This is a genomic window from Paenibacillus paludis (assembly GCF_042610515.1).
Taxonomy (GTDB): domain Bacteria; phylum Bacillota; class Bacilli; order Paenibacillales; family Paenibacillaceae; genus Paenibacillus_AQ.
In genome coordinates, this window is record NZ_JBGJZP010000002.1 from 265,230 (window position 1) to 292,199 (window position 26,970).

The window sequence follows — 26,970 nt, forward strand, 5'->3', positions numbered from 1 at the left end:
ACCTCTTAATATTGTTATAAAACTGCATAGCCTAAGGCCGCCTCAGAACAAGGCATCGTCTTTACTGATCCGCCGCACCGCGAGGTTAGACAGGTAGATCAGTGTAAAACCTACCACCGATTGCACAAGGCCGGCAGCGGATGACATTCCGATATCTCCAATGGCCAGGAAGGTCTGATACACATACGTGTCGATAACCTGAGTCGTGGAGTAGAGTGCGCCTGCATTCCGCGTAACCTGGAAGAAAAGTCCGAAATCCGCATTGAAAATCCTCCCAATCTGCAGCAGCGTCATGACAATGATTACCGGACTGATCAGCGGAATCGTAATTTTACGGATCTGCTGCCATTTCGAAGCTCCGTCAATAAGTGCAGCCTCGTAATATTCGTGGTCGATTCCGATAATGGCGGCCATATATATGACCGTCGTATAGCCTATTTCCTTCCATATCTTCACCACTACGAGAATAATTGGCCAATATTGCGACTGAGAATACCATTCTATCGGCTTAAGGCCGAGAAAAGGCAGCACTGTCTGATTGATGAATCCATGCTCATTGCTCAGAAAGCCGTACACCAGATAGCTGACCACTACCCAGGACAGAAAGTACGGAAGGAACATTGCACTCTGATGAAACTTTGACAGCAGCCTGTTGCGCATTTCGTTAAACATAATGGCAAAGGCGACTGAAATCACCAGTGTCAGCACGATGAAAGCTGTATTGTACAGCAGCGTATTTCTTGTAATGATCCATGCCGTTTCTGTAGAGAACAAATATTTGAAATTGGAAAAACCAACCCAATCACTGCCCCAAATCCCTTTTTGATAATTGACATCCTTAAAGGCGATCAGCGTCCCGAACATCGGAATGTAGTTGTTAATGACCAGAACCACAATCGCCGGAAGCATCATCACGTAGAACACCCAATATTTCCTCATGACCCGCCATATCGAAGGTTTTATGGTCCTGCCGGCATTGTTAGCTTTGGATAAGCTGACGGAAGGATTACTCGCGCTCATGGTTCTTTCCTCCATTTCATTTCCTATCATCCTTTGAAGCCTCGATTCCCCTTGCAATCCCTCTTTGTTTCCGCACCCCCCTGCCCTTTAATTAAAACATATGGTTTATTTTGGGAGTATAAGGCGCAGCTTAGATTTCTATGAAAAAAGCAACTACATACAGAAATTACAAACAAAAAAGACGATTAGCCTTGTAGTTCAAGGTTAATCGCCTTTTATAGTATTATTTGCAGTGCCGGTTTCCTCTTACGTTACTTACGTTCAGGCCTTACATTGCCCTGACAGCAATGCAGTTACACTTTCCGGTACTGATCACGGTATTCCTTGGGGGACATGCCTGTCTGCTTCTGAAACACTTTGGTAAAATAACGCCGCTCCTGATAACCTACTCCGGAGCTAATCGCCGTGATACTCTTGTCGCTGCTCGCCAGCATGAACTTGGCGGCTTCAATCCGCTGCTGGGTCACATATTCCACAAAGGTCATCGCAAAGCGATTCTTGAACAACAGGCAGAAGTAGCTGCCGCTGATACCTATCTTGTTCGCGACTTCTTCTATGCCCAGATCATAATGCAGCCGCTCCGAAATATACTGTGCTGCCAGATTCATCAGCTGGTCTGGTGTTTTTTTGACGGAATCGTCGGCTGCAGGCACTTCCTGAAACAGCGGAATGCTGTTGTACAGCTTATCCTTGTACTGCCTGCTGCGGATTTGCGTACCGATCTCCCGCACCTTGTTGCCTAGCTCCTCATAATGAATCGGCTTACAGATGTACTCCTTTACACCGAGGCGTATGGCCTCCCGGGCGTAATCAAATTCCTGGTAGCCGCTGAGCAGCAGCACCTCGCTCTCCAGACCCATCTCCCGCAGCTTGCCGATGAACGTCAAGCCGTCCATCACCGGCATGCGGATATCACATAGCACAAGGTCCGGCGCGTTCTCCTCGGCAATCCGTAATGCTTCCATGCCGCTGCGGGCCATACCGGCAACCTCCATCCCCATTTCCTGCCATGGCAGCACCCTGTTGAGATTGTTCAGAATGGGAGCTTCGTCGTCAACCAATAATACTTTTAGCATAATGATCTTCCCCCTGCCCGTATTTAGGTATGACGCATTGGATGATTGTTCCTTCACCCGGGCTGGCACAGATGAATATCCCGTATCTGTCGCCGTATTCAATCCGGATACGATCGGCCACACTACGCACTCCAAGACCACGCCGCTCCGGATGAATGCCATGCTCCGTCCGGCCTTCGTCCGACTGGTTTGCTGTTTCGTTAACCATATACTGGAACATCGAGAGCTGGGCCGGAGTCATCCCGATTCCGTTATCCTCAATCTGCAGGATCAAGTTGCCGCGGTCTTCCCAGCCCTTTACAGTCACCTTGCCCTTGTATCCGATCCCCTCGAACCCGTGCTGGATACTGTTCTCCACCAGCGGCTGCAGTGTCAGCTTGAGGATACCGCAGCCCATAAGCCCTTCCGGGATGTCTATTTCATAATCAAATACATCCTCGAAACGAAATTTCTGGATATCGAGATAATTACGCAGGTGGGTAACTTCTTCTTCCAGTGTGATTTCATCCCTGTCCTGAATGCTGATCCGCAGAATGCTGGCTAGCCGGTAGACCATCTCGCTAACCTTACGGCCTTCATTCTGTACAGCAAGCACATTGATCGACTCCAGCGTGTTGAACAGGAAATGCGGCTTGATCTGTGCCTGCAGAACCCGCATCTCAGCCTGATTCTTCCGTCTTTGCTCCAGATGGATCCGATTAAACAAGCCGTTGATTTTATCCATCAAATCGTTAAAGCCTTTGGCAAGCAATGTCATCTCGTCATTGCCCTTCTCCTCAACCCTTGTAGTAAGATCGCCATCCTCCACCCGCCGCATAAAGCGGACAATAACAGCAATCCCGCCCGTTATCCGGTTCATAAAGAACAAATTAAAGATGACGGCAGCCAGGAAGCAGAGAAAGATAACCCCGACAAACCAGCGGGCGAACACTGTAACCTCCCGTGACAACGAACCCCACGAGGTGATAGAAACGAGGCTCCAGGGATATTCCTTCAAATGATAGACGGACAGAATACTTTTCTCCCCGTCGAACTGGGTTTTGAAGCTTTGAAAACCTTCCTTGAAGGTAATATTTTTCGCCGTAAACGACTGGAAATCCTGTCCGTCCAGCTTGCGGTCCGGATCCAGCAGAATCATTCCGTCATCGTTCACCAGCATGAAAGAGACCTTTTGGTTACTGTCCCCAATCTTCAAATTCCGGAATATGGATTCGAACTCCCAGTTCTTGATCTGCACGACCAGAATTCCGATGTTCTCAAAGAAGCTAAGCTCCTTCACTAGCCGGATCTGTGTGAACACGGCTTCTGTTCCTGTCAGTTCCGGATATTCATGCGGTGCCAGCCATTTCGGCACACCATTGAGCTTCATGACCTCCTGATAGAGAGCACTTCCTTTGAATTTATCGTAAGGGAGTGTGCGGAAGTTTTCCTTGTTGAATACCGATACGATCTCCGAGCTGCCTTTACCGTTAAAATTGTACAGAAAGGCATAGCTGATCGAAGGGTGATTATACAGCAGACTACGGAAATTGCGCTGGCTGGCATTCAGGCTCAGCTGCTCAGCATCAGTCAGATCCTGTTTTGAAGGATCATCCGCGCTGAGCGCCATATGAAACACCGAGGTAGCAATTCCGTTGTCTGTCACATTGTTCATGTCCTTAAAGACGTTAGAGATGCTGTAGCTGATCGCTTTAAGTGAATACTCGGACTGCTGGCTGTATTTCTTCTCAATTGAATTATAAGTAACGAAGAACATAATCATGCCAAGAATAAACAAGGGGATGATAATCAGGCCCAAAAATGCCGTAAATAATTTATAGCGCAAATTCATCGGCAGTGCTCCTGACTGTGAATAAGGTTATCCTTTTACGCTGCCTGCCGTTACGCCTTCAATAATTTTCTCCTGCAAAATGGCGTAAATAATAATGACCGGCAGCACACTGTAGACAATGCCTGCAGACATTTGCGCATAATTCATCTGATACTGATCGCGGAATTGGACCATTCCCACCGGAAGTGTGCGCAGCTCGTCATTCGAAAGAAAATAGTTAGCCAGCAAAAATTCATTCCAATTTCCCAGGAAATTAACAATGAATACTGTAACCATGGCGGGAACCGTCAGAGGTACAATAATTCTAGCAAAGATACCGGGAGCCTTCAAGCCATCCATAACTGCCGCTTCTTCAATTTCACTGGGCAACGAACGCATAAATGCGGCCAAAATAATAATTGTAAACGGTATTGCATTGGCAATATAAGGGATGATCAATGCCCAATGTGTATTCAGAATGTGCAGTTTGCGCACAATCGTATAAATCGGCAGCATCAGCGCATTGTTAGGAATAAGCATTCCGACCAGTACAAGCGAAAACAGGATACCGTTCCATTTGCCCTGCCGCATCCGTGTGACTGCAAAGGCAAACATCGACGCCAGCAAAATGGAGACGACAGAAGCCAGCACAGAAATGTACAAGCTGTTAAAGAAGTAGGTGCTGATCTTGGCGTTGACCCAGGCCTCCACATAGTTAGAGAAGGCAAATTCCTTCGGAATGCCGAATGGATTCAAGGCGATCGCGTTGTTGTCTTTCTTTACTGAAGAGAACAGGACGAACAGGAAAGGAAAAAGAATAACAAGCAGATACGACAACAGCACAACATGCGGCAGACTCTTTTTCAGGCGTGGCATCAGTATTCAATCCTTTCATTGCGCCGGGCAAACAGCAGATGATACAGCGCCGTAACTACAAGCGTGAATGCAAAGATCAGGACTGCGATGGCATTGCCGTAGCCATACTTAAAGTTGGTGATCGCGTATTTTATCATATAAGTCGCCATGACCTCGGTCGATCCAGCCGGACCGCCTTTCGTCATCACGATGACGATATCCGCAGCCTTCATTGCACCGGCGATGGAGAGCATAATAACTACGGAAATGATCGGCACAATCAGCGGCAGTGTGATGCGTGTGGCACGCTGAAAGCCGGTAGCGCCGTCAATGGCCGCAGCTTCATCCAGTTCACTAGGAATGGATAGAATAGCCGCCAGCACCATAACAATGTAGAATCCGGTCCACTGCCAGGCATTCGTGATCAGAATGGACAGCATGGCAAACCGCTCATCCGACAGCCAGTACACCGGCTCAATGCCAACGAGACCAATCAGCTTATTAAAGAGGCCGATATTGGGCTCATAAATAAATCCCCACAGAATGCCGATTACCGCAGTAGACATAATAGAAGGCATAAATACGGCTGTCTTGTAGAGTCCTTTCAGCTTCTTAACGTTGGCAATCAAAAGCGAAAAGAATACGATCAGGGGAACCTGCACGCACACGGAGAATAGGATAAACCAGCCGTTATTCTTCACCGAAACCCAGAAGCGTTCATCTCCAAGCGCTTTTTTGAAGTTAGTGAGGCCGGTGAATTTAACCGTATCCGATACTCCGTTCCAACTGGTGAAGCTGTAGTAAAGTGAGCTGAAGATCGGATATATAAAGAACATGAAGAATAATACAAGTGCAGGAATAACAAACAGGATAAAGACCAATGGATTTCTGAGTGATTTATTCATGACTACCTCCGATTGCTTAGACTATCTGGGAGCGATTAGGGCAGATTTTAAAAATGCACCCTGGAGCAAGCACCAGGGTACATAGAATTTACCGTTCCTTATTCCACTGCTGCATTAGCTTCTTCTTGAACTTTTTGCAGCGCCTCGCCCATTTTTTCAGGTGTTGTCTGTCCGCCGATCAGCTTCTGAATTTGAATGTTGCTGATCTCGGTGGTGACATCCGCTTGAACCAGAGAGTCAAAGGCAGGGAATGAAGACTGGGAATTATTCAGTACCGCTACGATTTCACTCATCAGATCATCGGTAATATTCTCGTTCAGGATATTCTGATCAATCTTCATGGCCGGCAGCACTCCGTCCTCTACCAGACCGCGAAGCTGCATTTCTTCATTGTACATATTCTTGATAAAGGATTTCACTGCAGCCAGCTGACGCTCGTCATCTGCCGCTGAAGCAGAGAACCCGTAACCGTTGTTCACATCGCGCATCAGTGCCGTTTGGTCGCCTACCCCGCCGTCAACTGCCGGGATATTGAAGAATCCAACCTTGCCGATCAGACCTTCACCCGATTGTCCTGCTTTGAATACAGAGGATTTCCAAGTTCCATCATAGAGCAGAATGGCTTCGCCACTAGTGAACTGGGTGGTATACTCAGCATATTCGAAACCAAGCTCGCCTTTTTTGAAGTAGCCTTTATCTACCCATTCCTTGTATTTCGCAAAACCTTTCACAACATTAGCATCACTCCATTTAGCTTCACCGGTCGCGAATTTAGCCGTTACATCTGGTCCGGCATAACGTGACCAGAGGTGGTTGGCCAGCATCAGCGGTACCCAGCCGGCTTTGGAAGCGCCAGCCAGCGGTACTTTGCCATCAGCCTTAATATCGGCCAGTTGCTTCTCAAGCTCAGCAAAGGTCTTCGGAGCTTCCCAGCCCTTGCTGCCATAGTATTCTTTATTATAGAAGAAACCTTCACCGGAACCGCCGATTGGCAATCCGTAAATCTTGCCTTCATAAGTAAATGGATCAAGATTCGAGAACTTGTCTTTAATGCCCAATTCTTCGAGGATCGGGGTCAGGTCAAGCAATTTTCCTTCTTTGGCGTATATTTTGGAGTCAGGGCTCCCAAAGAGATCGAACACTGCCGGAGGATTGCCGGCGGCCATTTCACCGCGTAGCTTCTCTTTGCGGTTCACATCGGAATCTACACCATCCAGTTTGAATGTCAGCCCCGGCACTTCACTCTGAACCTTGCCTACCACATCCTCCAAAATAGCAAGACGTTTCTGCTTATCAGCACCAACCTGCGTATGACGGATCGTCATTTCGAAAGGCTCAGCGCTGGCAGGCTCATCAGTGGCAGCAGCATTGGTTGCAGCAGCTGAATTGCTTGGTGCTGCAGTTTCTCCATTGTTGCTTGCCTTATTATTGTTGCCTCCACAGCCAGCCAGCAAAGCAGAAGAGACAAAAACCAGGGACAACAGCATAGTCATACTTTTTCTCATTACGGGTGACCCTCCCTATTTATTAATTTCCCTTACAACTCTTATTATAAAAAACAGTGTGTGTAATCGTAAGGTTAAGATTCATCTACTATAGGGATAAAATACTCTAATGTAAGCGAATACACCTCTTAACAGTCACATTCTGCGTTATTTATAGTTACATATACTGAAAAATTATTCCATAGGAAATAGACCTTGCGTCATTAAACCTCTACACAAAATCATCCTTCCTGCAAAATAATCCCTTTATCTGCTGAAACATAACATGCGTTCTGGATCATTAAAAAGCAAAAAAGCCGTTTCCGCAGTACATAAGCTACTGCAAGATACGGCTTCTGCTTCCTATGATAATTATCATCACTTAACAAGTGCTGTCTCGTTGCGTCCTTCTTCAATCAGCCGGTAAGCGCGCTGCACTTCTTCATCGTTCGGTGAGGGTACCCCTTCTAGTTCATAGGGACGGCCAAGTTCTTGCCATTTATAAATCCCCATTTGGTGATACGGCAGGATTTCAAACTTTTCCACCCCATTAAGCGTTCCAATGAATCGGCCGAGATTCAGTAAATCCTCTTCCTTATTATGAATGCCAGGAACGTACACGTGGCGGATCCACATTTTACGGTTATGATCCGACAACCAGCGGGCCAGCTTCAATGTACGATCATTCGATTTACCGGTCAGCTTAATATGCGCTTCATCATCGATATGCTTGAGATCGAGCAGCACAAGATCAGTAACATCCAGCAAATCGCTGATCTTCGAACCATCATTATAGCCATTTGTATCCAGTGTGGTGTGCAGATTCCAGCGCTGTTTCACTTCAGTGAACAGTTGTTTGACAAAATGCGCCTGCAGCGTTGGTTCGCCGCCAGACACGGTAAGCCCGCCACCTGAAGACTTATAATAATTCAGGTAAGGTTCGATTTCCGACAGCACTTCCTCGATGCTCATTTCTCTGCCTTCATTAAGACCCCAGGTATCCGGGTTATGACAATACTGGCATTTCAATAAGCAGCCCTGCATAAATAGAACAAAACGGATACCAGGCCCGTCTACGGTCCCGAACGTTTCTAAGGAATGTATATGTCCATTAGCCATATGATGACTTCCTTTCGAAAAGAACTTAAAATTTTAATTAATTTTTAGCAAGATTTTACCGCCCCCTGAATCAAGGGCGGTATCACCTCACTGCTATTACATCTTATACAAGAACTGTATTACACAGTTAATTTAATTACATTGTACCGTGGAATGTACGATTGATAACATCCAACTGTTGTTCACGGGTCAGCTTGATGAAGTTAACAGCATAGCCGGATACACGAATGGTCAATTGAGGATAGTTCTCCGGATGATCCATAGCATCGATCAGTTGTTCACGGTTAAACACGTTAACGTTCAAGTGCTGAGCGTTGTTGTGGAAGTATCCGTCCATCATGAATACCAGGTTGGACTTACGGGACTCTTCGTCTTTACCCAGCGCCTTAGGAACGATGGAGAACGTGTTGGAAATACCGTCTTGTGCCTCGGAATACGGCAGTTTGGCAACAGAATTCAAGGAAGCCAGTGCGCCTTTCTTGTCGCGTCCGTGCATTGGGTTAGCACCTGGAGCGAACGGTTCACCTTTCTTACGTCCGTCAGGAGTAGTACCAGTCTTCTTACCATAAACTACGTTCGAAGTGATAGTCAATACCGATTGAGTCGGCATAGCGTCACGGTAAGTTTTGTGTTTGCGGATCATCGACATGAAGGTTTCAACCAGTTCAACTGCGATGTTGTCAACAGCATCGTCGTTGTTGCCGTAGCAAGGGAATTCTCCTTCGGTTTCGAAGTCGATGGCGATGCCTTGTTCGTTGCGGATCGGTTTAACCTTAGCGAATTTAATTGCGCTCAGGGAGTCAGCAGCAACGGACAGGCCGGCGATACCGCAAGCCATCGTACGCAGAATGTCACGGTCATGCAGTGCCATTTCGATGCGTTCGTAGGAATATTTGTCATGCATGTAGTGAATGATGTTCAGGGTGTTGACATAAGTCTTAGCCAGCCACTCCATCATCGGTTTGAAGCGTTTCATTACTTCGTTGTAATCCAGATATTCGGAAGTGATCGCAGGGAATTCAGGTCCAACTTGCACGCCTGATTTCTCGTCTATACCACCATTGATCGCGTACAGCAAAGCTTTCGCCAGGTTGGCGCGGGCGCCGAAGAACTGCATTTGTTTACCAATGCGCATTGGGGATACGCAGCAAGCAATTGCGTAATCTTCACCCCAATATGGACGCATTACATCGTCATTCTCATATTGGATAGCGCTGGTTTCGATGGAAACCTTGGCACAATATTTTTTGAAGCCTTCAGGCAGTCTTTCGGACCACAGAACCGTCAAGTTAGGCTCTGGAGCAGGTCCCAGGTTGTACAGGGTATGCAAGAAGCGGAAGCTGTTCTTAGTTACGCGTGTTGTTCCGTCTTCAGCCATACCACCGATGGATTCCGTTACCCAAGTAGGGTCGCCGGAGAACAGTTCATTATAGTCAGGCGTACGCAGGAATTTCACAATACGCAGTTTCATTACGAAATGGTCAACGATTTCTTGTGCTTGTTCTTCAGTAAGTGTACCTTCTTCAAAATCGCGCTGTGCATAGATGTCGAGGAAGGAGGATACACGTCCCAGGGACATTGCAGCACCGTTTTGTTCTTTTACTGCTGCCAGATAACCGAAGTATACCCATTGAGTAGCTTCTTTGAAGTTGTTCGCCGGTTTGGAAATATCAAGTCCGTGAGCGGCAGCCATTTCTTTCAGCTCGCCCAGAGCGCGGATTTGTTCCGATAGCTCTTCGCGCAACCGGATTACTTCTTCAGTCATGGAATCAACTTCAAGCTCGGTTTGTTGTTGTTTCTTGTCTTTAATCAGGAAGTCGATACCGTATAGAGCAATACGGCGGTAGTCACCGATAATACGTCCGCGGCCGTAAGCATCAGGAAGACCTGTAATAACGCCGGATTTACGTACTGCTCTCATGTCAGGTGTATATGCATCAAACACGCCTTGGTTATGCGTTTTGCGGATATTCGTAAACATTTCGACAATGTTGTTCGGAAGCTCGAAGCCATAAGCTTTGGTGGCATCGATCATCATCTTAATACCGCCGAACGGTTGAACAGAACGTCTGAAAGGAGCATCAGTCTGTACGCCTACAATTTGTTCCTTGTCCTTGTCGATGTAGCCTGGCTTGTGGGAAGTGATGGTGGAGACAGTATCCAGGGAAACGTCCCATACGCCGCCTCTTTCTCTTTCTTCCTTGCTCAGCTGGGAGATAATCTTCCACAGTTCAGTAGTGTTGCTGGTAGGACCCACGAGGAAATCTTCGTTTCCTTCATAAGGCTTGATGTTCTTGGAAATAAATTCGTTAACGTCGACTTTTCTTGCCCATTTACCTTTTGTAAAACTTCTCCAACTCGACTTCACTTCTTGTACATCTTTTTCAATCACCGACATGCTAAATCCCTCCATTTATATTTATTATATTTGTAGAGATCGCGGGCTTGAAGGTTAATCCCGTGTCTCGTGATCCCAAAGATATGGTTGTAATTAAATTCACAATCGCGTCTTCATAACTGGGACCGTTCTTTATATAAACATTTTAGTTTATTTTCTGAAAAAGGACTGTGACAAATATCACCTTTCCGGTGATATTTGTCACTACCATCCCCTTCCATATTAACCTATAACCTTATCCTTTGCTAAGCAATCACCAATTAGTTGTCGAATCTTCCGTAGAATGCGTTGCGGTATACATCAGCAAGTTCAGTAACCAGCGGCAGTTTAGGGTTGGCAGTAGTACATTGGTCTTCAAATGCACGGTCAGCCAGATAGTCTACGCGGGATTCGAAATCCTTAGGATCAAAGCCGAGTTGTTGGAACGACTCTTCAATGCCCAATTTTTTGTTCATGTCGCGGATTGCATTGATCAGGCTGGTTACGCCTTCTTCGGTAGTGCGTGCAGGCAATCCCAGAATACGGGCGATTTCAGCATAACGTTCGTCAGCTACAAAGTGCGAATATTTAGGGAACGAAGCAAACTTCGTTGGTTTCTTGGCATTGTAACGGATAACGTGCGGCATCAGGATGGCATTGGTACGTCCATGAGCCGTGTGGTATTGACCGCCCCATTTGTGCGCCAAGCTGTGGTTGATGCCCAGGAATGCATTGGCAAATGCCATACCAGCCAGCGTCGATGCGTTGTGCATTTTTTCGCGGGCAAGTTTGTCGCCTTCAAGTGCGGACTTCTCCAGGTATTGGAATACCAGCTGGATAGCTTTGATAGCCAGACCATCGGTGTAGTCACTTGCCATAACGGAAACATAAGCTTCAATCGCATGTGTCAATACGTCCATACCTGTATCAGCAACAGCAGTCTTAGGCAAGCTATATACAAACTCAGGGTCGATGATCGCTACATCCGGAGTCAGCTCATAGTCTGCAAGCGGATATTTAGTATTATTTGCAGTAGTTTTGTCAGTAATAACCGCGAAAGAGGTTACTTCCGAACCTGTACCCGATGTTGTTGGAATAGCTACAAATTTCGCTTTGTTGCCGAGCTTAGGGAATTTGTATACCCGTTTGCGGATATCCATGAACTTTTGTTTCAGACCGTTAAAGTCAGCATCCGGGTGTTCATAGAACAGCCACATTCCTTTTGCAGCATCCATTGGGGAACCGCCGCCGAGTGCGATGATGCAGTCCGGTTGGAATCTGTTCATCATAGCTGTACCTTTTTCCACGGTAGTTGTCGATGGATCCGGTTCAACTTCCGAGAACACTTCGATCGCTACAGGGGTCTGGCGTTGACGCAGGTAGTGCTCTACTCTTTCTACATACCCCAGTTTAACCATCATAGGGTCAGTGATAATTGCTACGCGGGTAATATCAGGCATTTTGGCCAGGTATTGAGTGGCTCCCTTTTCGAAATAAATCTTATCAGGCACCTTAAACCATTGCATATTCACGGTACGACGGTTCACCCTTTTCACATTGATCAGATTGATGGCAGTTACGTTTTGCGATACCGAGTTGCGTCCATAAGATCCGCAGCCCAGAGTCAGCGAAGCGATATTAGTATTGTAAATGTCGCCGATGGCGCCATGTGTTGAAGGCGAGTTAACAAGAATACGTCCAGTTTGCAGACGGTTCGAGAACTTCATGATAACTTCTTCATTGTTGGAATGGATAGCCGAGCTGTGTCCCATGCCGCCGAATTCAACAACTTGAGCTGCGCGTTCAATCCCTTGGTCAGCGTTCTTAACCTTGTAGCAAGCCAGAACCGGGCTAAGTTTCTCAGCGGACAGCGGGTACTTGGTGCCTACGCCTTCGAGTTCAGCTACCAGAATCTTCGTTCCGGCAGGAACCTGGATACCGCACATTTCAGCGATTTTCACAGCGGATTGACCTACGATTGCCGGGTTAACCGCACATTTTTCTACATTCATTGCGCCGTTGGTCAGCTTAGCAGCTTCTTCTTTATTCACAAAGTAGCAGCCATTTGCGATCATTTTCTTTTTCACTTGGTCAAAAATCGCTTCTTCAATAATAACAGCCTGCTCGGAAGCGCAAATCATACCATTGTCAAAAGTCTTGGAAAGAATAATGTCAGTAACCGCTTGGTCGATATCAGCACTTTTCTCAATGAAGGCAGGTACGTTACCAGGGCCTACGCCGAGAGCCGGTTTACCACAGCTGTATGCCGCTTTAACCATTGCAGATCCGCCTGTTGCCAGGATAAGAGCGACGTCCGGATTGTTCATCAATGCGTTTGTTTTGTCCATTGTCGGAAGCTCAATCCATTGGATACAGTTCTCAGGAGCGCCTGCTTTCACAGCTGCATCATGAAGAATTCTTGCTGCTGCGGCACTACACTCTTGCGCTGATGGATGGAAACCGAATATAATAGGATTACGTGTCTTAGCGGCAATCAGTGCTTTAAACATCGTGGTGGATGTTGGGTTGGTTACCGGTGTGATACCCATTACGATTCCGACCGGCTCGGCAATTTTTTGGAAGCTATCATATTTATTATCTTCAACGACGCCTACTGTTTTGTCGTATTTAATTCCGTGCCAGATATATTCAGTTGAGAAGATGTTCTTCGTAATTTTGTCTTCGTATACACCGCGTCCTGTTTCTTCTACAGCCAATTTTGCCAGGTACATATGCTTGTCGAGCCCAGCCAATGCCATTGCATGAACGATTGTGTTAACTTGCTCTTGATCCAGCGCCATGTACGCTTCTTGAGCTTTCTTTGCTTTATCCACCAAAATCTGAATATACTCTTCAGCGGTGGTTTGTTTCACTTGGGCGGCGACTTCGTTTTTAACTGCCATCTCCCTCGTCCTCCTGTCAATTTTTAGGTTGTTTTTCTCTACACATTTATCTTATCACATCCTCTTCAACATTTAAAGTGAAATCTTTCACAAAGTATAAAGTTTTTTTTGATTTGTTTTCAAAGCGCTTTCATTTAATCATATTCAGGTATTATTTCCATTTTATATGGTAAAATTCGCTTATATTTGTCCAATCTGCGAACAGCAAAATAAGGACTCTAACCGTATGAACCTGTTACAGGGCTCCACAAAGCATTATTTTTCTATTTATTGGTAATTACATCATATTTCTTTATCTTATTCCTCCCGCCTTATCCTTGATCGCCTCTTCCCTCACCTAACCTTTGGAGAACTATTTACAGCAAAAAGACAGGGGAACAACGTCCCCTGCCTCTTCCGCTTTTTACAATTCATTTATAAAAACTACCATTTTATAAACTTCCTACTCTACTTTAATAGTATCAAAGAATTTCTCCTGCACAGTTTTGGCAGCAGCATCTAGCTGTGCTTTGGAGTCGGTTCCTTTTTTGGAGAACAGCTCCTGAATCACATTGGACAGGGTTGCATAATAATCTTGAGTATTGTACTGTGCTTCCGGTTTGCCGTCCAAGAGGGCCATAATATCCGGGTTATATTGGTACACGATATCGGAATACTTGTCATATACCGCTTTGGTCTTCTTGCCGAACTCGGAATCTGCAGCATAGTAGTCCAGAAGCGGCGGGATGAAGTATTTGCCGTCCGCTTTACGCTGCTGCAGAATAGCGTCGAGCGCATCAAGACCTTTATCGGAGAAATAATCAAAGGTAATGTAACGGAACGCCATCTCCTGCTCGTCTTTTGTAGCGTTAGGATTGATGACCAGATAGTCTCCGCCAAGTACTCCGGTATGCTTGCCGCCTTTTTCAAAAGCAGGCATCGGATAGGTCAGCACATCTGCAGGCTTCAATCCGCCTTGATTCAGCGCTTGCTCAATAACTCCGTCGGAACCCGCCATTACCATGGCCGTACGTCCTTGCTGGAATGCACCTACAGCATCACCCCAGCCAAGTGCCCAATCCTGAGGAATTGCCTCCGCTTCCCATCTCAGCTTCTTGTAGAAGTCCAACGCTTTCACACCTGCATCGGAATTGAAGGTTGCAACAACCTTGCCTCCTTCAACTTTTTGAATTTCTCCGCCCGCTTCGAACAGGAAGTTGGTCCAGTTCCAGCCTGCTTCATTGCCTTTACCCATAGGTGCGATACCGGAAATTCCTTTTTTGGCATCTGCTACACCTTTGGCTGTATTCAGCATATCATCCCAGGTCCAATCCATTGCAGGCACCGCTACACCTTTGTCATCCAGCATTTTTTTATTGATCATTGTCGTGGTAACATAACCCTTCTGTGTGACCCCGTAGACTTTACCGTCAATAATGAACTGGTTCTGCAGCACCGGATTGATCTGATCCTTGTATTCATATTTGTTCCAAAGATCGGTAATATCGGCAACCCAGCCTTTTTCAATCAGGAATTTGGCTTCTGTAGCATAAGTGTTGAAGAAGGTCGGCGCTTCATTCGCAGCCATCTTCACGCCGATTTCACTTACGTTGTACTGCCAGTCGTCTTTAACGATCTCGACGTTCGGATACTCTGCCTGGAAGCGTTTGATCCGGTCATCTTCCTGTGCCCTCATTTCTGTCAAGTCAGGCGTAGGATAGTGAATTTTGATCGTTACTTTTCTCTGAGTGATATCATCCACGGGCGCATCCGTTGGAGCAGCAGTTTTATCCGCCGTCTCAGCGGTAGCTGCCGGTGAAGCGTCCCCTCCCTTATTCCCCTGTGCATTTCCGTTGTTGTTATTGTTGCCGCCGCAGGCGGATAACAACGAGCCGGTCACAAGGAGACAGGCTAATACGCTGGAATATTTACGCATTGAAACTCCCCTTTTCAATTCATAATTAGCTAACAAAATCATCATAAAAGAGAAATCGCTTACAAACGAGGTGTATTTATATTCCTTATGTGTGCATGTTTACGATCTCTGCATGGAAGAAGACATATTCTGATTCAGCCCTTAACCGCTGACAGCGCCACCCCGCGCATAATGAATCTCTGGAAAATCAGGAAGACCAAAATTGGCGGCAGCGAGACTAGAAAAAGAATAGCGAACTTGATATTAGTATTGAGCGCCTTGACGTTGATCACATATTTATAGATCGATGTCGCAAGTGTATATTTGTCCTCACTATGCATGACAAGCGATGGCCAGAACCAGTCATTCCAGGCTGTCGAGAAGATAAAGATCGCCAGTGTGGCGAAGATTGGAATGGACAATGGTACAGCGATTGAGAAGAAGCTTCGCGGTTCCGAGGCACCGTCAATCCGCGCAGCTTCAAAAATCTCAGGATGGAGTCCGTCAAAAAAGTTCTTCAGGAGCAGGAAATAAAACGTATTCGCCCCGGCAGGAAGCCAGAAAGCTGCATACTGGTTCAAGAGTCCGAGTTCCTTAAGATTGACAAAGTTCGGGATCATATAGCTGGTCGCCGGAATAAACAGCGTCATCAGGAAGAAGAAATAGAAAACTCTCTTGAACGGCACATTCATCCGCGAAATACTGAAAGAAGCAAGACCGAGCACGACCAGGGTCATAATCATATTCCCGACAAAAATATAAATCGTGTTCCTGAGGAATTTCAGCAGGTCAATGTAATCCAGTGCATCTTTCAGGTTGGCGAAATGCCATTCCTGGGGGAAAAAATGCGGCGGGAACGAGTTGACCTCCTGATTGGATTTCAGGCCGTTGAACATCGTCATCAGGATGGGATACAGCATGGTAAAGATCATAATCAGGATGAAAAACACCATAATTCCGTAGACGATTTTGTTGCTTGTTTTCTTCAAATCATGTTCGGAAAGAATTCCTCTCTCTGCGCTCTTCATCTTAATTGTCCTCCTTGTTCAGCTTGAACTGTAAAATGCCCAAACCGCCGAGGACAACAAACATCAGCATGCCCAGTGCAGTCGCGGTTCCATAATCCAGTCTGGTAAATGCATACTTCACAATTAGCAGAGCATAGGTCAGCGTCGTCTTATTGGGTCCGCCGTCAAGCAATGCCAGCTGTGATTGGTATCCCTGGGAAGTCGCGATGACCTGCAGGATCAGCATCAGAATAATCAGATTACGCAGTGAAGGAAGTGTGATATGGCGGATACGGGCCCAGACACCGGCACCGTCAATTTCCGCAGCTTCATACCAGTCGCGTGGAATACTGAGCACGGCTGCCAGATAAATCAGCATCCCGGAGCCGAACTGCTGCCAGGTTTCCATGAACACCAGTGAGATCATCGACCACCTGCTGTCCGTCAGAAACGGGATCTGGTCTGCACCCATCGTGCCCAGCAAGGCATTGATCGGGCCTACGGGGTCATACAGCCATCTCCACAGCCCATAGAGCACTACGGCCGGCATAACATAAGGCAGATAAGCCGCAACGCGTACAAAACCGCCGAATTTCCTCAGTTCCGAGATAGCGATAGCAAAAGCGATCGGTACCCAAAAGCCTATAACCAGACAGAGTCCCATATAGTAGACTGTATTTTTGACGGCAATCAGAACATCGGGGTCCGTGAGGGCTCTCGCATAATTGTCCATGCCGACAAAGGTATTGCCTTTAACGAAATCTACAGTATAGAAGCTGTACAGAAAACCTTTAAAAATAGGCACCCACATAAACATGATAAAGATGATGATTGCTGGCAGAAGGAACATATAGCCCCAAAAGTTTTTTTTCCAGCGATTCTGTTTGTACGGTTTGTTCTCGAGCTTCGCCGGCAGCTCCTCGTGTAACGCAGCGGTCTGGTTCATCTTGCTCCCTCATTCCTTTAGTCTTCAGCACTTTGACAAAGTGCTTCCTACCTTAATTGTAGGAAAGGCGGGGGAGGCTGAACATGTCTATATCTACCGAAGTAGTGAGCGTTCTTACTTCTTCAATTCACTGGGGCTGATTCCATAATATTTTTTGAAAATCTTGCTGAAATGCTCCGGTGATTCGTAGCCGACCCGCTCGGCAATCTCATAACGGCGCAGGTCCGTATGCAGAATCATCTCCCGGCTGTCCTCCATCCGCAGCTTAATAACATATTCCCACAGGTTATGGCCCGTATTTTTTTTGAACAGATAGCTTAAATAATTGGGGCTGACATGATTTTTTTTGGCTACCTCGTGAATGGTCAAGCCCTTCTGGGCGTAGTTCTCGTCGATATATTCCTTGGCCTTCTGCACGATCAGATTGCTGCGTGTATGCAGCTCCTCTGCAGAGGGGTCGGCGGTATAATTGTTCCAATTGAAATCTCCGTAGTAGAACACATAATGATCGTTATGTTCCTTGTTCCACAGAATAGCCTTGGAAGCCTGACGGTTCAGCACCTCCATGAACGACAATCCCTTGAGAATCTGACTGATCCCGATCACCACGTTCAGATGCAGATATTTATGGATATTAAAATGCAGACTGCGGCCGAGCATATCCAGCCTGCCCACCTGGCCTGCCGCCGATTCCTCGTAGCTTATCTCATCCCACTGGATGATAACGGTAATTTCTTCCCCGGGAGAATAAAAAGCAATGGAGTTCCACTCCTGATCCAGCAGCTCTTTGGCGATGTTAAGCACACCGTAACGCAGCAAGCCGCTATCGCGGGCATTGTACTTCTTGCCCAGTCCTACTCCCGGGAGCTTGAGCTTGATTACCGAGAAATAAGGCCCCTTCAGCTGCAGTTCATCCAGCTTGCGTATCCCTTCCTCATCGCCTAACACAATGCCCGGATCAGCAAGCAGCGCATTTAATAGCTGACTGTATGCCGGAAGCGGCTCCTCAAGCCGGAAGCTTTCGCCGATGCCGCTCATTAAAGTCGCCAGCTCCGGTGATGGCTTATCCATCTTGAGCAGCACATTGCGTACCGAGTCGAGAAACTGCTCACTGTTCAGCGGTTTAATCAAATAATCCTTAGCTCCCAGTCTTACGGCCATTTGAGCATATTGAAAGGTTTCATGAGCGGAAATGACGATGGTCTGCACCCAGGGTTTCGCCAGCTTCGCATGCTGCATCAGTTCAATGCCGCTCATCGCTCCCATCTGGATATCGGTAACAAGCAGATCAATCTCTTCCATGCGGACGCAATCCAGCGCCTCAAAACCGCTGCTCGCGGTATAGATATGGCCGATATCCAGCCCAGAGGAAGCAAGCAGGCTGCTAAGCCCTTTGCAAATGAGCGGTTCATCATCCACAACCAAAATATTGAACATATGCAGATTCCCCTTTCTATTCCTGATTCTCCGACTTCGGAAGCTTGACGGTCACTACCGTCCCGCCCTCCCGGCGCGGCGCATAACTGATTCCATAATCAGGACCAAAATGCAAATGCACGCGTTGATTAATATTGCGGATGCCATAACCGCTGGCAGGGTTCGGGCTCTCATCGTTCAGCACCTGCCTAATCGCCTCATAGTCGACCTGCTTATATCCGTTGTCTTCAATTGTGATATGGATGACGTCATCCTGCGCGCTTGCGCTGATGATAATCTCTCCGTCCTCATCCATGTTTTTGACACCGTGTATGATGGCGTTCTCAATCAATGGCTGCAAAGTGATCTTGGGAATCAGATTGCTTTTCGTGTCCGGCTCTATTCTCCAGATGACAGCAAAAACATAATCATAGCGGTGCTGCTGCAGTTTGATATAGGCACTGGCATGCTCCAGTTCTTCTTCCAGCGTAATCAGTTCCCTGCCCCGGCTCAGGCTGATTTTCATCAGCTTGGATAGTTCCTTGATCATTTCCGCCGATTCCACGTTACCTTCCAGCGAGCTTTTCCAGTAGATGCTCTCCAGCGTGTTATACAACAAATGCGGGTTGATCTGCTGATAAAGCAGCTGCAGCTGGGATTCTTTCTGTTTCAGCTCCATTTGGTATTTATACATAATCAAGCCGTTTAACCTGCGGGCCATATCATAGGTCGAGGAGATCAGGACGCTGACTTCGTCGTTGGTCCCTCTTCTGGGCGTTTCGGGCACACGGTTCCCCGGTTCAAATTTCCGGACGAAAAAGGCCAGCTTCTGCAGCGGTGTCATTAGGGAACGCCAAAAATAGGTGATGATGATAATCCCGAATAGCGCATAGGCGACCGTTATGTATTGAATGACCTGCTTCATTTCATTCTGCTGCTGCAGCAGCGCTTTTACCGGAACCTTATAAACCAGCTTCTGCCCCAGCATATGATTATTGTTCACAACATAAATGAAATCATCTGTAATCACATCCCGCGTCCCTTCGGGATCCCCGCTCTCTGCCCCCTCCGGCAGCTTAATCACTTCACCGGTGGAATTTGTAGTGGACGCCAGCACACGGTTGCTCATATCCGTTAAGTAAATTTCTCCGTCAGGCAGAGAGATGGATTTAAGTGATTCGCCGATCTTGGATTCCATCTTGGTCACCACCAGCACACCTATCGTCCCTGATCCCCTGTAAATGTTATTGACCGCTCTGACGTAGGTAAGTGTCTTCATATTTTCCGCCTGCGGACTGAGTCTTTCTGTAAACATGAGATACCCCCGGCCCTTCTCATGCACCACCTGATCGAACCAATACGGCTCCTCCCCTGTGGAGAAAAAATAAACGCCTGCTTTCTTCACCTGCGGGAAGTTGGGTGCGAAAAAGTAATAGTTATCCGGATCATACACATAGAGAGAGTAGAAGATTCCGTCGCCGTGTTCGGCTCCCTGTGAATAGCTCCCCAGGAGCTTTTCAATCGTTTCATAACGTTCGACTCGCTCCAATACCGTATCATCCCCTTGCATATTCAGCTGCTGCAGGATCGGGTTCTGGATGACCGTCGTAGTGATTTTGTTTACTGTATCAATGTCCCTGTTAATGATTGCAAAATTCTGTTTATTCAGCTCTACATAAGCATTGGTGACATGCCGCTTCAGAATCTCCTCCGCCTTGTAATTTCCGTAGCTGTTCAGGATCAGTATAGGTGAGACCATAATCAGAAACAGCAGGATCAGCTGCTGCTTAACGTTCAGCCTGACGAACGGCTTCATAAGTGCTGACAACATCTGGATACACCTCCAGTTTCAATAATATATCAAATGAATAAGCGCTTACATATGTTTATTTTAAAGTTTATTATGGGTATTTGTATGCAATTACTCCGGTGTGCAGGCAAAAAAGGAACTGTCACAGGACAGTTCCCTAAAGTTCCCTCACATTTACTTATAGCTAAATATTAGCGCTGTTTGGCATAGCCGTTCAGTTGCAGCCAGGAAGCGCATGCCTCTGTCCAAGTGCGGGTATGAGGTTCTTCATCCGCCAGGCCGAGCCCATGTCTCCCGTGCGCGTATACATGCAGATCGAACGGAATATGATGACGTTCTAATTCGGCGGCGAACAGCAGGCTGTTCGCTACAGGTACTGAACCGTCATCTGAGGTGTGCCAGAGGAAGGTCGGCGGAGTGTCCGCTGTTACTTGCAGCTCACTGCTGAGCAGCTTGACCAGCTCCTCCTCCGGAGTCTCCCCGAGCAGATTGGCTCTGGAGCCTTGATGGGCTGCCGCGGCGTACAGGGTGATCACCGGGTAACACAGGATCATAAAGTCCGGGCGGCTGGACTGACGGTCCAGCGGTTCGGCCGCCCCGGCATTTTCCCGGTCAAACGAGACTCCAGTGGTCGAAGCGAGATGCCCGCCGGCAGAGAAGCCCAGGATTCCAAGTTTGCCGGGATCAATTCCGTATTCGCCAGCACGGAAGCGGATTGTGCGCAGCGCTCTTTGGGCGTCTTGCAGCGCGCTTGGATATTGATATGGCGCCACACGATAGCGCAGTACAAAGGCTGAGATTCCCAGTGCATTCAGCCACTCTGCTATCGGCTCCCCTTCATGATATGCCCGCATGCCGTAGCCGCCACCCGGGCATATCAATACCGCAGCATTGTGCTTTCCTTCTACCAGATACGGCGTAATCGCCGGACTGTCCTCATCGCTACTTCCCAGAGCTCCCGGAGCTCCCTCCGGCCATAACAACAACGTTTCCATCTGCATCCCTCATACTTTCCTTCTATAATAGAATAATGAGACGGAGGATAATTTATCCTCTTCTATCATTAGTCTATCAAGGCCTTACAGTTCATGCAATCCGGTAACCACCAGATCGGCTTCCTTCAGCACCTCCGGTTTACCGATACCGACAACCAGCATCCCTGCCGCTTTTCCTGCTGCAACGCCAGCCTCTGCATCCTCGAACACCACACACTCGCCGGGCTGCAAACCAAGCTCCTTGCAGGCGGTTTGAAATACTTCCGGGTCCGGCTTGGCAAGGGTTACCTTGTTGCCGTCAACAACCGCATTAAACAATCCGGCAATGTTCAGCTTATCCAGAATGAACGCGGCATTTTTGCTGGCTGAACCGAGGGCAATGGCTACACCTCGCGCTCTCAGGCTGTTCAAGTATTCCTTAACCCCGGGCAGCAGTGCAGATTCATTCAGACCGGAGATGTACTCTACATACAGGCGGTTTTTCTTGTCTGCCATGACAAGCTTCTCCGCTTCACTGAATTCCATGCCGCCGATTTCCAGCAGGATGTCCAGCGATCTCGTCCGGCTTACCCCCTTAAGCCGTTCATTGTGTTCTTCTGTAAACACGAAGCCAAGCTCTTCGGCAAGTGAACGCCAGGCCAAAAAGTGATATTTAGCTGTATCCACAATCACACCGTCGAGATCAAAGATTGCGCCTTTCATATGTTCCAGCATTTATTTTCTTTCCTCTCTAATGAACTTTCCTTGCCCGTTCCTCTCCTGCTCACTGGCAGCTGCGCTATTCAAGAGACGGAGCTTGGCACCCGGCAGACATGACACGCACCCGCCGCCAAATGCGCTGATAGCCAATGGCTCGCGGTTATCCGCAGCCGCAGTGACTGCCACATCATTTCGGCTGATCCGCAGTCTGAAGAGGCCGCCTCGCAGAATCACAGGCAATTCCACAGATTGCCACGGTCCCGGCAGCGCCGGATTTAGGCGCAGCACTTCACCGTCAAACTGTACCCCTGCAAAGCCGAGTACTGCAGCCATCCAGGCGCCGCCGTTCGCGGCCGGATGGGTTCCCCCGATGTAGAGGTCACCGACATATTGCTTCGACTCCCCGGTGAGATCAACCGTGGCTGTACGCATGAAATACGGATATCCCCAATCAGGCGAGCCGATGTCCGCGGCCACCAATGCGTAGATACAGGGGCTGAGGCTGGAGCCATGCTCGGTGCGCGGCTCATAGAATTCCCAGTTTGCCTGTTTCACTTCCTTAGAGAAGGAAGCTTTGAACAGATTCAGCATCAGCACAACATCAGCCTGTTTCAGAATAGCCGTGGTAGTGGCCAGCCCGCTGCCGCCGCCCCAATATTCATTTTTGTTGATGACCCGGGATTTCAGCTCGGAAAGTGTCACCTCTTCCAATTTGAAATAACGGTCGAACTGCTCAATCACAAGATTCTCCGGATCAGGCTGTGGAACATAAAAATGCTCCAGCATCTCGTTAAATTCCGCCACGAAAGGTCCATCCGCAAACAATGCTGCAAGTCCCGGGTAATGCCCGGGATATTTGTCCTGCAGCAACTGCACAACCCGCAGGGCGATTTCCAGTGTCTCCTTCACCAGCGCATTTGTAAAAGCGTTGTTGTTCACCCGCTCATGATATTCGTCCGGGCCGGTAACATCGAGGATCTCATACCGTTTTTTGACCGGGTTATAGTAGGCATAAGAATAGAAGAAGCGGGCACATTCCCAGATCACTTCTGCCCCACCGTCCACCAGCAGACTGTCATCACCGGTAAACGTTACGTATTGCCAGATCCCGTGCACCACATCCGCGCTGATATGCACCTGCTTGTCACGGAAGTAAGTCCGCATCGGACGGCCGGTAAATACATCATTTACATTAAATAATGTACAGGCATCGTCTCCGCTGTCCTGGCTTTCCCAGGCATAAAAAGCGCCAAGAAATCCGTATTCCGCTGCCTTGCGGCGCGCTCCATCCAGTGTATGGATGCGGTACATCATCAGATTGCGGGCAATCCGGGGATCGCTGTGCAGAAAAAAAGGCAGCATGAACATTTCCGTGTCCCAGAACACGGCACCTTTATACACTTGCCCGGATAACCCCCGCGCCGGAATCGAAACCTTCTCCGATTCGGCGGGTGCAATAATCAGCAGCTGATAAATGCTGTACCTCAGCGCAAACTGGGCCGCCTCATCACCTTCAATCCGGCAATCGCAGCGTGACCACCGCTCCTCCCAAACCGCGCAGTGAGCCTTGAGCAGCTCTTCGTAGCCTGCCATTTCCGCGGTCAGGACCTCCTGCTCCGCTGCCGCTGCCGGATCGCCAGCGTTATCAAGTCCGGTATAAACCGCGACATATTTGAACCATTCGTAGGTTTCTCCCGCCTTCGCGTCAAAAGAGATCACACGCATGGCACCTTCCCCGGCGGTTTCCTGAACATCAAAGGTGAAGGTTGCCCTTTCCGCGACAGCTACCGGCAGTTTCAGCTCACCGGTTATGGCAGTGGAGAGGGCTGTCCCTGCCTTGAACTGTTCTTTTCTCTCCGTGAGATGTGGGCCATTAATATCCCACACCTCTCCGTCGATGCCGGTCTCAATATAGAGACGGCAATCTGCTGTGCTGTGCAGGGTCAGCCTGCCTGCCAGCAAATGCAGCTGATCCATGCTGACAAACCGTTCGGCCGTGAAGGTCAGCTTGCCGCCGCGGAACCCGTATTCAGTCTCCCGCCGATGGACAGCGTTACGGAAGTCCAGCTCCTGACAATGAAACAGCGGATCAGCCTCCAGAACTCCAAGCGGCTGGCCATTGCAGCTCAGCTTGGTGAACAGACCGTTTGGAGCGTTCACCGGCTCTCGCCATTGCTCGCCGGATTTGTCGTACAATCCGGCCAGAGTTACAGCTGTTAGCTGCTCCTTGGTGAATTCCTCCAGCGTACCGCGGTAACCCATATAGCCGTTGCCGGTCATATATTTGTTTCCGTTCGTCGTCACCCTGCTTTTGTCGAAGTCATGCTCTGCTACTGTCCAGCTCATCCGGCCAACATCCCTTCACCCAGCGGAATCGCTGTGCCGGCAGTATCCACCTTCAGCTGTTGTCCATAGACGACAATCTCTGTACTTCCGCCATCCACAGCTTTAAAGCTCACCGTGTCCTTCGTGACCTCGATGCGCAGCAGCACTCCCTCATACATCACCTGGAAGCTGTAAGAGGTCCAGCGCTGCGGAAGCGAAGGCTGGAAGCTTAGACAATCGCCATCAGAGCGCATGCCGCCAAAGCCGTATACAATATTCATCCATGCGGCAGCAATTGAAGTGGTGTGCAGGCCTTCCCGGGTGTTGCGGTTATAATTATCCAGATCAAGCCGGGTGGCAAATTCAAAGAAGGTATAAGCCTCTTCATGTTTACCGATTTCACTGGCCAGAATGGAATGGATCGACGGAGAGAGTGAAGACTCATGGATACATCTGGGTTCGTAATATTCATAGTTCGCTACCTTGGCTTCTCTGGAGTACTGCCCGCTGTACAGGAACATGAACATCAGCACATCAGGCTGCTTGATCATGTCGTAACGGTAGAGACGGTCATAGGACCAATTCGCATAAAGCGGAAAATCCGTGACAGGTATGGAATGAATATCAATATGCGGCATATCGAAAAATCCGTCATGCTCCTCATAGATCCCGCTGTTCGGGTCCAGCGGAATCCGCATATGCTGAGCTTTAAGGCTCCAGTCCGCTAATTCTTCGTCACGCAATCCCGTCTTGGCCATCACTCCGGCGAACGTATCAGGTACCTGCTCTTTCATTTCAGCGACCGTTGCCAGCGTGTATTCGAACAATTTTTGGGCCATCAGGTTGATATAGCAGTTATTGTTCACCATCAATTGAAACTCATCAGGACCCATGACACCGAAATAGCCGTATTCTCCGCTCCGCTGTCCCCATTGCCCTCGTGTAGCATAAAAGCGGCTGATCTGGATCAGCATTTCTGCACCTTTGCTGTACAGGAAGGCCCGGTCGCCCGTATTCTTCACATAATGCCAGATGCCGTAGGAAACGGCAGTGCCAACATGAAGCTGCAGATTAGAATGCTGCCACAGGTCGCAGCTCTCCGTCCCGTCAATCGTGGCAATCGGATAACAGGCTCCCTCGCAGTCCACGTCTTTGGCGCGCAGCATCGCTTCCGGCAGCGTTTTATAGCGGAATTCGAGCAGGCTTTTGGCTGCCTTGGGATTATTGAACATATAGAACGGCAGGCAGTAGGACTCGGTATCCCAGAAGGCAAGACCACGGTAAGCCTCGCCTGTTAAGCCTTTGGCACCGATGTTGAAGCCGGGATGGTCACCGTGATACGTCTGGTAGAGCTGGAAGATACAGAAGCGGATGCCCTGCTGGTTCTCAGGATCACCTTCGATGCGGATATCGCTGGTCTGCCAGATGCCGCTCCAGTAGGTCTTTTGTTCGGAGAATACTGCTTGCTCGTCTAGTCTGCCTGCCGCAACCGCAAGCTCCATTCCTTCTGCCCACAGACTATCTTCGCTCCGTGAGGAGTCACTATCCGTGCAATTGACGGCAAGCTTCGTGTAATGCACGGCTTTCCCCTGGGTCAGCTCCAGTGTGAACTGCTGGCCAATAAATCGATCCAGTTCTACCCGTGCAGTATTCAGCACTTGCGAAGAGTGCAGGACAAAGCTGCTAAACAGCTTATTGCCGGTAGTCAGCGTTTCCGCCATAATCGCAGTGACGCCGTCTTCCACCCCGCTGCGCAGGCTTTTCCACATGCTCTTCCCGCGTTCCTCATGAATCATGTTAAAATCAAGCCCTGTGCACACTTCTGCTGTCCCCGAGAAATTCAGCGGCTGAAAGGCAACCTGCTGCAGCCCCAGATGGGACAGGGTCATACTGACCAGCCGGGTGAATGTTACTTTTAGATTCTTCCCGCACTCCAGATGCCAGATGAATTCACGGCAATACGTCCCGCTCTGAAAATCCAGTCTGCGGCTGAACTCCGAAACCTTGCTTTTTGCAAGATCCAGAACTTCTCCGTCCACAGTAATTCGGGTGTGCAGCCAGTCCACTGCATTTACCATGTAGCGCAAGGAACGAATGATACCCTTATAGTGATTACCAATCTCCTGCTGCTCGTTCAGACCATTAAAATAGCTGCCAGGCAGTGAATCACCGCTATAACCTTCATCTGCATAACCACGCACACCCATATACTCATTGCCCAGTGAAAAAATCGATTCCGAGGTACGGTTCCTTTCCGGATCAAACCCCTCTTCAATGATCGCCCATGGATCGACCTTTAAATATTTATCCGCCACTTTTGCCATGTCTG

Annotated in this window: 18 protein-coding genes; all 18 read right to left on the minus strand. The window is 48.3% G+C overall.

Annotated elements, in window-relative coordinates; translation table 11 throughout:
• Positions 1-42: 42 nt before the first annotated feature.
• The 18 genes from ACAN56_RS04560 to ACAN56_RS04645 all read right to left on the minus strand — a co-directional run bounded on the left by ACAN56_RS04560 (position 43) and on the right by ACAN56_RS04645 (position 26,965).
• The gene (locus ACAN56_RS04560) at positions 43-1,020 is read right to left on the minus strand and encodes an ABC transporter permease (RefSeq protein ID WP_038594959.1); all 978 of its coding nucleotides are present in this window, start codon (positions 1,018-1,020) and stop codon (positions 43-45) included.
• 293 nt (positions 1,021-1,313) lie between these two features.
• Positions 1,314-2,096, minus strand: a complete 783-nt coding sequence (locus ACAN56_RS04565; RefSeq protein ID WP_038594960.1) for a response regulator transcription factor — start codon at positions 2,094-2,096, stop codon at positions 1,314-1,316.
• Complete coding sequence (locus tag ACAN56_RS04570) at positions 2,074-3,927, minus strand: cache domain-containing sensor histidine kinase (protein WP_379140742.1); 1,854 nt, start codon at positions 3,925-3,927, stop codon at positions 2,074-2,076. The genes ACAN56_RS04565 and ACAN56_RS04570 overlap by 23 nt, the downstream gene beginning before the upstream one ends.
• 27 nt (positions 3,928-3,954) lie before the next feature.
• Positions 3,955-4,782 (minus strand): carbohydrate ABC transporter permease, encoded by an 828-nt coding sequence (locus tag ACAN56_RS04575; RefSeq protein WP_038594962.1) that lies wholly within the window; start codon positions 4,780-4,782, stop codon positions 3,955-3,957.
• The gene (locus ACAN56_RS04580; protein WP_038594963.1) at positions 4,782-5,666 is read right to left on the minus strand and encodes a carbohydrate ABC transporter permease; all 885 of its coding nucleotides are present in this window, start codon (positions 5,664-5,666) and stop codon (positions 4,782-4,784) included. Before ACAN56_RS04580 ends, ACAN56_RS04575 begins: the two co-directional genes overlap by 1 nt.
• Before the next feature lie 98 nt (positions 5,667-5,764).
• A complete protein-coding gene (locus ACAN56_RS04585) occupies positions 5,765-7,171 on the minus strand; it encodes an extracellular solute-binding protein (RefSeq protein ID WP_038594964.1) in 1,407 nt (468 codons plus the stop codon).
• A 357-nt stretch (positions 7,172-7,528) separates the two neighbouring features.
• Complete coding sequence (gene pflA, locus ACAN56_RS04590; protein ID WP_038594965.1) at positions 7,529-8,269, minus strand: pyruvate formate-lyase-activating protein; 741 nt, start codon at positions 8,267-8,269, stop codon at positions 7,529-7,531.
• 136 nt (positions 8,270-8,405) lie between these two features.
• Positions 8,406-10,667 carry a formate C-acetyltransferase gene (gene pflB, locus ACAN56_RS04595; RefSeq protein ID WP_038594966.1) on the minus strand — a complete coding sequence of 754 codons (2,262 nt, stop codon included), beginning with the start codon at positions 10,665-10,667 and terminating at the stop codon, positions 8,406-8,408.
• Between the two features lie 260 nt (positions 10,668-10,927).
• Complete coding sequence (adhE, locus tag ACAN56_RS04600) at positions 10,928-13,549, minus strand: bifunctional acetaldehyde-CoA/alcohol dehydrogenase (RefSeq protein WP_342436373.1); 2,622 nt, start codon at positions 13,547-13,549, stop codon at positions 10,928-10,930.
• Between the two features lie 442 nt (positions 13,550-13,991).
• Positions 13,992-15,464 carry an ABC transporter substrate-binding protein gene (locus tag ACAN56_RS04605; RefSeq protein WP_379140747.1) on the minus strand — a complete coding sequence of 491 codons (1,473 nt, stop codon included), beginning with the start codon at positions 15,462-15,464 and terminating at the stop codon, positions 13,992-13,994.
• Between the two features lie 134 nt (positions 15,465-15,598).
• Positions 15,599-16,471 carry a carbohydrate ABC transporter permease gene (locus tag ACAN56_RS04610; protein ID WP_038594969.1) on the minus strand — a complete coding sequence of 291 codons (873 nt, stop codon included), beginning with the start codon at positions 16,469-16,471 and terminating at the stop codon, positions 15,599-15,601.
• 1 nt (position 16,472) lies between these two features.
• Positions 16,473-17,396, minus strand: a complete 924-nt coding sequence (locus tag ACAN56_RS04615) for a carbohydrate ABC transporter permease (protein WP_038594970.1) — start codon at positions 17,394-17,396, stop codon at positions 16,473-16,475.
• 114 nt (positions 17,397-17,510) lie between these two features.
• Complete coding sequence (locus ACAN56_RS04620; RefSeq protein ID WP_379140750.1) at positions 17,511-18,833, minus strand: response regulator; 1,323 nt, start codon at positions 18,831-18,833, stop codon at positions 17,511-17,513.
• Between the two features lie 16 nt (positions 18,834-18,849).
• On the minus strand, positions 18,850-20,643 hold the full coding sequence (locus tag ACAN56_RS04625) for a cache domain-containing sensor histidine kinase (RefSeq protein WP_379140753.1): 1,794 nt from the start codon (positions 20,641-20,643) through the stop codon (positions 18,850-18,852).
• A gap of 170 nt (positions 20,644-20,813) precedes the next feature.
• Complete coding sequence (locus ACAN56_RS04630) at positions 20,814-21,617, minus strand: alpha/beta hydrolase (RefSeq protein WP_379140755.1); 804 nt, start codon at positions 21,615-21,617, stop codon at positions 20,814-20,816.
• An 84-nt stretch (positions 21,618-21,701) separates the two neighbouring features.
• Entirely contained in the window at positions 21,702-22,331 is a 630-nt protein-coding gene (pgmB, locus tag ACAN56_RS04635) for a beta-phosphoglucomutase (protein ID WP_379140757.1), read from the minus strand.
• Positions 22,332-24,662, minus strand: a complete 2,331-nt coding sequence (locus ACAN56_RS04640) for a glycosyl hydrolase family 65 domain-containing protein (protein ID WP_379140760.1) — start codon at positions 24,660-24,662, stop codon at positions 22,332-22,334.
• Entirely contained in the window at positions 24,659-26,965 is a 2,307-nt protein-coding gene (locus ACAN56_RS04645) for a glycoside hydrolase family 65 protein (RefSeq protein ID WP_379140762.1), read from the minus strand. The genes ACAN56_RS04640 and ACAN56_RS04645 overlap by 4 nt, the downstream gene beginning before the upstream one ends.
• Positions 26,966-26,970: the final 5 nt, after the last annotated feature.

What these genes read in the sequence shown, in the direction of transcription:
- ACAN56_RS04640 (WP_379140760.1), bottom strand. Translation starts at nt 24,662, where the DNA reads ATGAGCTGGACAGTAGCAGAGCATGACTTCGACAAAAGCAGGGTGACG.
- adhE (WP_342436373.1), bottom strand. Translation starts at nt 13,549, where the DNA reads ATGGCAGTTAAAAACGAAGTCGCCGCCCAAGTGAAACAAACCACCGCT.
- ACAN56_RS04605 (WP_379140747.1), bottom strand. Translation starts at nt 15,464, where the DNA reads ATGCGTAAATATTCCAGCGTATTAGCCTGTCTCCTTGTGACCGGCTCG.
- ACAN56_RS04560 (WP_038594959.1), bottom strand. Translation starts at nt 1,020, where the DNA reads ATGAGCGCGAGTAATCCTTCCGTCAGCTTATCCAAAGCTAACAATGCC.
- ACAN56_RS04570 (WP_379140742.1), bottom strand. Translation starts at nt 3,927, where the DNA reads ATGAATTTGCGCTATAAATTATTTACGGCATTTTTGGGCCTGATTATC.
- ACAN56_RS04575 (WP_038594962.1), bottom strand. Translation starts at nt 4,782, where the DNA reads ATGCCACGCCTGAAAAAGAGTCTGCCGCATGTTGTGCTGTTGTCGTAT.
- ACAN56_RS04565 (WP_038594960.1), bottom strand. Translation starts at nt 2,096, where the DNA reads ATGCTAAAAGTATTATTGGTTGACGACGAAGCTCCCATTCTGAACAAT.
- ACAN56_RS04620 (WP_379140750.1), bottom strand. Translation starts at nt 18,833, where the DNA reads ATGTTCAATATTTTGGTTGTGGATGATGAACCGCTCATTTGCAAAGGG.
- ACAN56_RS04580 (WP_038594963.1), bottom strand. Translation starts at nt 5,666, where the DNA reads ATGAATAAATCACTCAGAAATCCATTGGTCTTTATCCTGTTTGTTATT.
- ACAN56_RS04645 (WP_379140762.1), bottom strand. Translation starts at nt 26,965, where the DNA reads ATGGCAAAAGTGGCGGATAAATATTTAAAGGTCGATCCATGGGCGATC.
- ACAN56_RS04625 (WP_379140753.1), bottom strand. Translation starts at nt 20,643, where the DNA reads ATGTTGTCAGCACTTATGAAGCCGTTCGTCAGGCTGAACGTTAAGCAG.
- pflB (WP_038594966.1), bottom strand. Translation starts at nt 10,667, where the DNA reads ATGTCGGTGATTGAAAAAGATGTACAAGAAGTGAAGTCGAGTTGGAGA.
- pflA (WP_038594965.1), bottom strand. Translation starts at nt 8,269, where the DNA reads ATGGCTAATGGACATATACATTCCTTAGAAACGTTCGGGACCGTAGAC.
- ACAN56_RS04610 (WP_038594969.1), bottom strand. Translation starts at nt 16,471, where the DNA reads ATGAAGAGCGCAGAGAGAGGAATTCTTTCCGAACATGATTTGAAGAAA.
- ACAN56_RS04615 (WP_038594970.1), bottom strand. Translation starts at nt 17,396, where the DNA reads ATGAACCAGACCGCTGCGTTACACGAGGAGCTGCCGGCGAAGCTCGAG.
- pgmB (WP_379140757.1), bottom strand. Translation starts at nt 22,331, where the DNA reads ATGCTGGAACATATGAAAGGCGCAATCTTTGATCTCGACGGTGTGATT.
- ACAN56_RS04630 (WP_379140755.1), bottom strand. Translation starts at nt 21,617, where the DNA reads ATGGAAACGTTGTTGTTATGGCCGGAGGGAGCTCCGGGAGCTCTGGGA.
- ACAN56_RS04585 (WP_038594964.1), bottom strand. Translation starts at nt 7,171, where the DNA reads ATGAGAAAAAGTATGACTATGCTGTTGTCCCTGGTTTTTGTCTCTTCT.